This window comes from Bradyrhizobium sp. OK095, assembly GCF_900109945.1.
Classification (GTDB): Bacteria; Pseudomonadota; Alphaproteobacteria; order Rhizobiales; family Xanthobacteraceae; genus Bradyrhizobium.
This window is the reverse complement of record NZ_FOBX01000008.1, coordinates 428,299-436,923: the sequence shown is the minus strand read 5'-3', so window position 1 is coordinate 436,923 and position 8,625 is coordinate 428,299. Positions and strand designations below refer to the sequence as shown.

Annotated in this window: 6 protein-coding genes and 1 pseudogene; 1 reads left to right on the top strand and 6 read right to left on the bottom strand. The window is 63.2% G+C overall.

All coding sequences use genetic code 11. The features are described 5' to 3' along the window. Window positions 1-200 precede the first annotated feature (200 nt). The 6 genes and pseudogenes from BMW89_RS23210 to BMW89_RS23190 form a co-directional block, all read right to left on the bottom strand. On the bottom strand, window positions 201-2,135 hold the full coding sequence (locus tag BMW89_RS23210) for an alkyl/aryl-sulfatase (protein ID WP_092029312.1): 1,935 nt from the start codon (window positions 2,133-2,135) through the stop codon (window positions 201-203). Between the two features lie 69 nt (window positions 2,136-2,204). Beyond that, window positions 2,205-3,359: a GGDEF domain-containing protein gene (locus BMW89_RS23205; protein WP_092029349.1), complete on the bottom strand. Its 1,155-nt coding sequence runs from the start codon at window positions 3,357-3,359 to the stop codon at window positions 2,205-2,207. A gap of 111 nt (window positions 3,360-3,470) precedes the next feature. Continuing rightward, window positions 3,471-4,757, bottom strand: coding sequence for a TRAP transporter large permease (locus BMW89_RS38640; protein ID WP_349516534.1), 1,287 nt, complete (start codon window positions 4,755-4,757; stop codon window positions 3,471-3,473). Window positions 4,758-4,994: 237 nt separating this feature from the next. Further along, window positions 4,995-5,342: pseudogene (locus BMW89_RS38635) on the bottom strand (TRAP transporter small permease); the annotation flags it as partial. A gap of 260 nt (window positions 5,343-5,602) precedes the next feature. Further along, window positions 5,603-6,616, bottom strand: a complete 1,014-nt coding sequence (locus BMW89_RS23195) for a DctP family TRAP transporter solute-binding subunit (RefSeq protein ID WP_092029311.1) — start codon at window positions 6,614-6,616, stop codon at window positions 5,603-5,605. Window positions 6,617-6,815: 199 nt separating this feature from the next. Continuing rightward, on the bottom strand, window positions 6,816-7,586 hold the full coding sequence (locus tag BMW89_RS23190) for a methyltransferase domain-containing protein (RefSeq protein WP_092029310.1): 771 nt from the start codon (window positions 7,584-7,586) through the stop codon (window positions 6,816-6,818). 157 nt (window positions 7,587-7,743) lie between these two features. Here BMW89_RS23190 and BMW89_RS23185 point away from each other — a divergent pair, with 157 nt between their 5' ends. Then, window positions 7,744-8,487 (top strand): SDR family NAD(P)-dependent oxidoreductase, encoded by a 744-nt coding sequence (locus BMW89_RS23185; protein WP_092029309.1) that lies wholly within the window; start codon window positions 7,744-7,746, stop codon window positions 8,485-8,487. Window positions 8,488-8,625: the final 138 nt, after the last annotated feature.

Sequence of the window (8,625 nt, the reverse complement as noted above, 5' to 3'; positions counted from 1 at the left end):
TCCGTCATCGTCCACATTCCGCTTCGCTGATCCGCGATGAAGCTAACCCGTTGGTCCATTGCGCAGCTCTCTCGCCAAGGCATCGGCTGTTCCTCGCAGCCGACAGAGAACTGTCACCTATCCATCCGGTCTACTGTGTTACCTATCTATCCGGTCTGGACATCGCGCCACCTTCTCCCACAAGGGGAGAAGGAAGAAAGTCACACCACCACCGCCCGCTTCGGCTCCACGATCTCGAACATCCGCGGAAATTCGTCCATCAGCCCCATCAGCTCGGCGAGCCGCATCGGGTTGCCTGACAGCTTGACCTTGCCGGCAGCGACCGCTTCCGGAAAGCTCGTCAATTTCGCGATCACCTCGTCGAGCGTCGCGCGCGCCAGCGTGAAGCTGGCATCGGCGCCTTCGGCCTGCACGCCCGCGGTGTAGGTGAGCGCGCAATTCTCCAGATTGAGCACGAACGTCTCGCCGGTATCGGAAAAACTCCAGTTCAGCACGATGTGCTTTCCTTCCGCCTTCGGCCCGTTGAGGCGAATACCCAGCACGTCCCAGAGCTGCTCGGTCCGAAGTGCGGCCAGCGTCTCGCGCGGCATCGGCGGGCGCGGCGGCGTCTTGGGCATGCCCTGACGCAACTCCTGCGCGCCGAACAGATAGGCGTTGCGCCAGGTCGAGCTCTCGGCGGCATAGCCGAGCTGCTCCAGCGTATCCGCCAGCAGCGCGCGCGCCGCAGCATTGTCGGGCTCGGCAAAGACGAGATGACCAAGCGCCTGCGCGACGAAACGGAACTCGCCCTTGCCAAAATCCACTCGCGCCCGCGTCAAAATCGCGTCGGCGCCGCCCATGTACTCGACATACTTCTTGCCTGATTCCACCGGCGGCAGCGGATCGAGATTGACCGGGTTGGCGTCATACCAGCCGAGATATTTTTGGTAGATCGCCTTCACATTGTGGCGGATGTGGCCGTAATAGCCGCGGCCGTGCCAGGCGCCTTCGAGACTCCTGGGCAGCTGGATCGTCTCGGCGATCTCGGTGGCGGTGAGGCCATGGTTCATCAGGCGGATGGTTTGGTCGTGCGCGAATTTGTAGAGGTCGCGCTGCTGGCGGATCATAGTGCCGATGCGCTCGCGTCCCCACACCGGCCAGTGATGCTGCCCGCACATCGCCTCCGCCTTGCCGTCCCAGAGCTGCAAGGCCTCACCCAGATATTTCGACCAGGCCAGCGCGTCGCGCACGTCGGCGCCGCGGAACGGCAGCAGATTGTGGAAATTATGCGTGCAGTTCTCGGCGAGGTTCAACAGCTTGTAGCGTGGGAGGAAGAAATGCATCTCCGCCGGCGCTTCGCTGTTCGGCGCCATCTGGAATTCGAATTCGACGCCGTCGATCACGCGCCTGTCGCCGGTCGCCATGATCAGATCGGTCGGCCGCAGCAGCGCAACCGCGCCTGCCGCCATCGACTTGCCGAGCCCGTTGTCGACCTGCCCCCGCACGCCCTTGGCGAGGAACGGACCAAATTGATATTGCGCCCGGCGGAGCATCGCCGGGCCCGCGATGATGTTCTCGGAGACGGCGTGCTCCATGAACAGGTTCGGCGCGATGATCGGAACGCGGCCGGTTGCGAGTGCATCCTCCTCCAGCACGCCGCGGGCCCCGCCCCAATGATCGGTGTGGGTGTGCGTGAAGATCACGGCCGCGACGGGCCGCTGCCCCCGGTGCTTGAAGTACAGATCCAGCGCGGCGCGCGCGCCTTCGATCGAGGTCAGGGTGTCCACGACGATGACGCCGCTATCGCCTTCGATCAGCGTCATGTTGGCGATGTCGAGCCCGCGCACCTGGTAGATTCCGGGCACCACCTCGAACAGCCCGTGATGCATATTGAGCCGCGCCTGCCGCCACAGGCTGGGATTGACCGTCGGCGGCGCCTGTTCGGCCGAGAGGAAGCCATAAGGCTTCAGGCTCCAGACCGTCCGTCCTTGCGGGTTGGTAATCTCCGCGTTCTCGATCGTGCCGAGAAAGCCGCGCGCGGCATCGTCGAAATCCCGCGTGTCGGAAAATGGCAGCGCGTTCAGCATCGCCGTCTGCTGCGCGATGACGGACGCCGTTGCGTCCTTCGGCGTGTCGGATGCGTCGATGCTGGTCATGAGGTTCCTCCCCGGCTCGTCTTGCTTGGGAGGCATCTAACCGCATCTCGATTGCGGTTCCAACCGCTCTTACGCCGCCAGCCCTTCGGAAACGGTCTGGCCCGATGTCGTGACCGGCATGCGAAGCTCACGGGCCAGCACATAACCGCCGCGGCTCTCCTTGGCCCGGTAGAGCGCCCTGTCTGAGCGCGACATCAGCGCCTCTGCGGTTCGACCGTCGTCCGGCGCGACGGCAACGCCGACGCTCACGCCGAGCTCGATGGCCTGCCCTTCGACCTCGTATGGCGCGCCGATCGATTGCACGATGTGCTGCGCCATCGCTTCCGCGTCGGCGGCCGCGCGCTGAATCAGCACGAATTCGTCGCCGCCCATCCGCACCACGAGGTGCTCGGCCGCGGCGATCGCCTTGAGCCGCCCGGCGACCTGCTTCAGCAAAGCGTCCCCAACAGGATGGCCGAACCGGTCGTTTGCCTCCTTGAATCGGTCGAGATCGAGCGTATGAACGGCAAGCCTCCCGGCCGCGAGCATGGCGGGCAAGTCCGTCGCGAGCACCGATCGGTTGGCGACGCCGGTCATCGGGTCGATGCGCGCGAGCTGCTCGAATTGTCGCTTGAGCGTAATCTGGTTGATCGAGGCGTTGAAGCTCAACCGCACCATCTCGAAGCTCGCGACCACATACATCAGGATGAGGAGCCCGAGACCGACATGGCGGAGATCCGGCTGCATGAAGGCCACGATCGCAGCGGGCGCAGCGATGGCGACGAGATCGAGCAGCGCCGCGACCGGGCGCAGCGCCAGCCGCGCCACCACGCCGGCACCAAAGCCGAATCCGATCCCGATTGCCATCACCGAGCAGAGCGCATCGCCCAGCACGATGCTGCGCGCGGCAAACAGGCCGAGGATGAGAGCCGTCACGACGGTGCCGGCAATATAGCGCCGTTCCCAGCGCGCGGCCTCGGCCCGGTCGAGCTGCGGCGATTGCCCGAGGCGGCGGCGGAATGCAAAAACTTCGAACAGACGGACGATGGCCACCACGACACCGGCGACCGTCAGGCCGGCCGTCACCATGTCGCCGGTCTCGTAGGTCGTGATGGAACCGACCATCGCCAGGCAAGCGGCCGCAAGAACGTTCGGCATCGTCGTGCCGTGAAGGCCCGTGATGACTTCCAGATAGACGGCGTCGGAGATCGAGGCCCGTCCGGATTCCATTCTGTTGAACAACATGCCAGCACCCATCCGCTGGCATGGTCGTACCGCACATCCGTAAAAATGCGTGCACTGCACCGCGACGGCATTTGAACGCGCGGGTTTACCGCGCGTTAGCCATACATCGCCTCACTGGTGCATCCCCAGCACCCGCGGCAGCCACAGCGTCAAATCGGGCCAATAGGTCACGATGACAAGGAAGCCGAGCATGGTGAGGAGCCATGGCATCACCGCGACCGCGAGCTCCGTTATTCGCATTCGCGCTATCATCGACGCGACGTAGAGATTTAACCCTACCGGCGGATGGCAGAGGCCGACCTCCATGTTGACGTCCATGACGATGCCGAAATGGACGAGGTCGATGCCGAGCTTCTTGGCTGCGGGCGCCAGGATCGGCGCCATGATCAGGATGATCGAGTTCGGCTCCATGAAGTTGCCCGCGAGCAGCAGCAGGACGTTGACGACCAGGAGGAAGCCGACCCAGCCGAGGTTCTGCGCCGCGATCCAGTCCGCCAGGACCGAAGGCAGGTTTTCGTTGGCCAGCACGAACGAGAACAGCACCGCGTTGGTGACGATATAGAGCAGCATCGCGCTGGTATTGGCGGCGCGCAGCAGCACCCGCGGCACGTCCTTCATGCCAATGGCCTTGTAGACGAAGACCGAGATGAAGAAAGAATACACCGCGGCCATCGCGGCGGCCTCGGTGGCCGTGAACAGGCCGCTATAGATGCCGCCGATGATGATGACGACCAGCATCAATCCCCAGATGCTCTCGCGGAAGGTGCGGACGGTCTCGCCCCAGCTCGCCTTCGGCAGTCGCGGATAGTCCCGCTTGCGCGCGAGCCACCAGGTGACGATGCAGAGCATCGTCGTCAGCAGGATGCCGGGCAGCAGGCCCGCGACGAACAGCGCGCCGATCGAAGTATTGGTCGAAACCGCGTAGACGATCTTCGGGATCGAGGGCAGCATCAAAATGCCGAGCGAGCCAGCAACGGTGATGATGCCGGCGCCGAAACGCATCGGGTAGCCGTGGCGTACCATCTCCGGCAGCACGATGGCGCCGATCGCCGCGACCGTCGCAACGCTCGAGCCGCACACCAGCGCGAACATCGCGCAGGCGACGATGCCGGCGAGCCCAAGGCCGCCGTGCCAGTGGCCGATCAGCGAGGTCGCAAAGTTGATCATGCGGCGCGCGACGCCGCCATGGGTGAGAAAATTGCCGGCGAGGATGAAGAACGGGATCGCCATGATCTCGAAGCCTTCGATGCCGGTGAAGAGCTTCATCGAGACGGCTTCGATCGGCACCGTGGTCAGCGTGAACAGGAACGTCATCACGGTGAGACCAAGCGCGATCGAGACCGGAATACCCGTCAGCATCAGCGCGATCAGCAGCGCAAAGACCGTCGCGGCCCGCATCCAGTGCGGCAGCTCCAGCACGCCAAACTTCTCGGCAAGACACATGGCGAAAATCAGGATCGGCGCCATGATCAGGATGACGCCCAGCGGCGAGACTTTTCGCGCAGCAGCCCTGGTTGCGGCGCCGGCGGGCTGCGGATGCAGCGCGGGCGAGCCGTCGGCCTCCACGCCCTCGACATGGCTCTCGTCGTGATGCGGCAGATGGCCGGTCCAGTAGTAGGACCAGCAGACCTGGAGGAAGCGGAAGCACATCAGGCCGGAGCCGAGCGGGATCGCGAGATACACGAACCACATCGGCGCTTCCAGATCGTTGGACTGCTGGCCGGTCTTGAACATCTCGTTGACGAAGGAGGCGCCAAAGGAGGCGATCATGCCGGTGAACAGCGCACCGCAGAGCAGCGAGAACATGATCACATGCTTGCGCGAATGCTCGGGCAGGCGGTTGACGAGGAGATCGACGCCGACATGGATGCCGGTGCGCACGCCATAGGCCGCGCCGAACTTCGCCATCCAGATGAACATGTAGATGCAGAGTTCCTGCGCCCAGGACAAATCGAGCTCGGACAGGAAGGTAAACACCGCCATCGACAGCGTCGCGAGCCAATTCATCCCGTGCGCGGCCGCCCATCTGGAGAGGACGATCGATTCGCCGGCGCCGTAACGGTGCACCACGGCGATGAAGATCAAACCGGTAGCAGCCGCAATGAGCGTCGCGATCAACCATTCCTCGAGATGATTGAGCGCCGAATTGAGCACGCGAAGCAAATCAAATTCCCCCTATCGATGCGAAACGGTCGGGAGTGCGCACACTCCCGACCGTTGGTATTATTCTCCAGGAAAACGCGTCAGTTCATCTTGACGTCGAGTTCCTTGGCGACGAGATCGAGCACTTCCTGCCCGACCCGGCCCTTGGCCCAGGCATAAGTCGGCCGCATCGCTTCCTGCCACGCCTTGCGATCGGCGTCGCTGAGATAATGCAGCGTGGTCTTGCCACCCTTCTTGATCTCGGCCAGCGCGTCCTCGTTTTCCTGGTGTGCGATCTGGTTGGTGTATTCGGTTGCGTCCGCCATCGCCTTCTCGACCTGGGTGCGGATGTCGGGCGGCAGGCCGGACCAGAATTTCGAGTTGACGATCACGGCGTATTGCAGATGCGCGTGATAGGACACGGTGATGTCCTTCTGCACTTCGTAGAACTTCTGCGTCAGATAATTGGACGCGGTGTTCTCGCAGCCGTCGACCACGCCGGTCTGGAGCGCCTGGTAGACTTCCGAGAACGCCATGATTTGCGGGATCGAGCCCATCAGGCGGAAATACTGATCGGCGATCTTCGATCCGGAAATACGAAACTTGAGCCCCTTGAAATCCTCCGGCTTCATCAGCGCTCGGTTCGACGACACCATGTGGAAGCCGTTGTCCCAATAAGCGAGCCCGGTGATGCCCTTGGCCTCCAGCTTCTGGAACAGCCATTTGCCGATGGTGCCCTTCATCGCGCTGGAATAGGTGGCGTCGTCCTTGAACAGCCAGGGCAGGTCGAGCGCCTCGAATTCCCGGATCCCGAGCGGCGCGAACTTCGCAGTCGAAGGTGCCAGCATCTGCACCGAGCCGAGCTGCAGCGCCTCGATCTCCTCCTTGTCCTTGTAGAGCGAGGAGTTCGGATAGATCTCGATCTTGACCTTGCCGTCGGTGTATTTCTCGGCAAGCTCCTTGAACTTCAGCGCGCCCTTCCCCTTCGGAGTATCGTTGGCGACGACGTGGCTGAACTTGATGACGATGGGGCTCTGGGCCTGGGCCAGATCAGGAATTAAGGCGGGGGCCACGAGAATAGCCGTGGCCGCGACCGCCAGAAGCAGCTTGCGCATGAGACAACCTCCCAACAACCTCTAAAACCGGGTCTTTTTTGTTTTACGGTTTCAGTAGTGGCAGCAATCCGCCACCCGAACAACTAGACCTAAGCCCAATTTGCCGCAGCCAAGCTATCTTGACGGCTGCTCTCGACGCAACCCGGCACCCGCTCCCTCCCCGGAAGCGAGCGCTTATGTCGCATTGCGATGCGTCGCATCAGCCCTTGCGCTGAGCAACCATGAACAGCCGCCGGAACGGGAACAGCGTCTGCCCCGCGGCATTCTTCGGGTAAGCCTTGGCGACCCGCTCGCCATAGGCCGCTTCGAACGCGGCCTTCTCCTCGCCCTGCAAAATGTCGAGATAGCGCGTTAGCCAGGTGCCCTTGGTCCATTCCTTAACGGGGTTGTCGCCTTCGAGCACCTGAAGATATTCGGTCTCCCAGATGTCGATGTTTTGCGACAACGGCGCCAGCAGATCGTGATAATAGGCCGGCCCCTCGACCGGCGGCGGCGTGACGAGATGCTCGACCTTGGACCGCCACGGACCGTTCAGCGCGGTCTCGCCGATCAGCACATGCGACGGGGCCAGGAAGTTGCGCGGCATCTGCACCGCCAGCATGCCGCCGGGCGCCACCTTCTCCATGACCGACGGAAACAGTGCCGCATGATTGGGCAGCCAGTGCAGTGCGGCATTGGAATAGACCACATCATATTGCCTGGCCGGGCGCCAATGGCCGAGGTCCTCGTGGGACCATTCCACGTCCGGCGCGGCCTTGCGGCCGGCGGCAACCATCTCGGCCGAGCCCTCGACGCCGGTCACCGCCGCATCGGGCCAGCGCTCTTTGATCAGTTTTGTCACGTTGCCCGCGCCAGCCCCGAGGTCGGCGATCGTGCGCGGACCAACATCCGGTATCCGCATCAACAGGTCGACCGCGGGCCGGAGCCGGTGGCCGGAAAATTTCAGATATTGCTGCGGATCCCAGACCATCGTTCGACGCCTTTTCTTTTTCGTGTTTCCTTCGCGGCGGCTCTTGGTTACCACTGCTCGTCCCGCTCAGGCAATTCGCAAAGCCGGCGGGACGGGCAGGAAACCAACACCCAACGAACCGCAATAAGCAAAAAAGCAATCAAGAGAGCGTGTGACCATGGACCTCGGGCTCAAATCGAAAACCGCTGTCGTCACCGGAGCGAGCATCGGCATCGGCCGCGCCATCGCCAAGGGCCTTGCCGCCGAAGGCGTGCGCATCGTCGGCGTGGCGCGGCGCACCGACCTGCTGGCAGAGCTGGTGAAGGAGGTCGGTGGCGGCTTGATCACGCCATTCGCGCAGGACGTGATGGCCAAGGATGCCGCCGAAAACATCGCGGCCTTCGCCGTGAAGGAGCTCGGCCATGTCGACATCCTCATCAACAATGCCGGCGGCAGCCGCCCCCTCCCCGTCGATGCGCCCGACAGCCAATGGGACGAGGCGATCGCGCTGAACTTCACCAGCTACCGCCGCATCGCACATGCGCTCTTGCCGCAGATGATCGAACGCAAATGGGGCCGCATCGTCAACATCACCGGCAAATCCGAGCCGGAAGGCCTCAACGCCGCGTTCGCAGCCAAGGCCGCCGTGCACGCCTGGGCCAAAGGCCTGTCGCGCGAGATCGGCGAGCACGGCATCACCATCAACTGCATCCCGCCCGGCCGCATCATGAGCGAGCAGATCCGCCGCAACTACGCGCCGGACTATCGCGAGCGCTTTGCCGAGGAGGAAATTCCGGTCGGCTATTGGGGCGAGCCGGAGGATCTGGCCGCGCTCGCGGTGTTCTTGGCGTCGCCGGTGGCGCGGTACATCACGGGGACGGTGATCCCGGTGGATGGGGGGCTGCGGCGGTATCAGTTCTAGGGCGGGGGTGTTGAGTCTGATCAACCGGATGCCGTGTCCGCTCTGCAAGAGAGAGCTCTCAGTGTCAGGCAGCCAAATATGAATGTGCTTTCTCCCCGAATTGGATAGCCTGAGCTATGCCTTGGAAATTGGCCAATT

What these genes read in the sequence shown, in the direction of transcription:
- BMW89_RS23210 (WP_092029312.1), bottom strand. Translation starts at nt 2,135, where the DNA reads ATGACCAGCATCGACGCATCCGACACGCCGAAGGACGCAACGGCGTCC.
- BMW89_RS23205 (WP_092029349.1), bottom strand. Translation starts at nt 3,359, where the DNA reads ATGTTGTTCAACAGAATGGAATCCGGACGGGCCTCGATCTCCGACGCC.
- BMW89_RS38640 (WP_349516534.1), bottom strand. Translation starts at nt 4,757, where the DNA reads ATGCGGGCCGCGACGGTCTTTGCGCTGCTGATCGCGCTGATGCTGACG.
- BMW89_RS23195 (WP_092029311.1), bottom strand. Translation starts at nt 6,616, where the DNA reads ATGCGCAAGCTGCTTCTGGCGGTCGCGGCCACGGCTATTCTCGTGGCC.
- BMW89_RS23190 (WP_092029310.1), bottom strand. Translation starts at nt 7,586, where the DNA reads ATGGTCTGGGATCCGCAGCAATATCTGAAATTTTCCGGCCACCGGCTC.
- BMW89_RS23185 (WP_092029309.1), top strand. Translation starts at nt 7,744, where the DNA reads ATGGACCTCGGGCTCAAATCGAAAACCGCTGTCGTCACCGGAGCGAGC.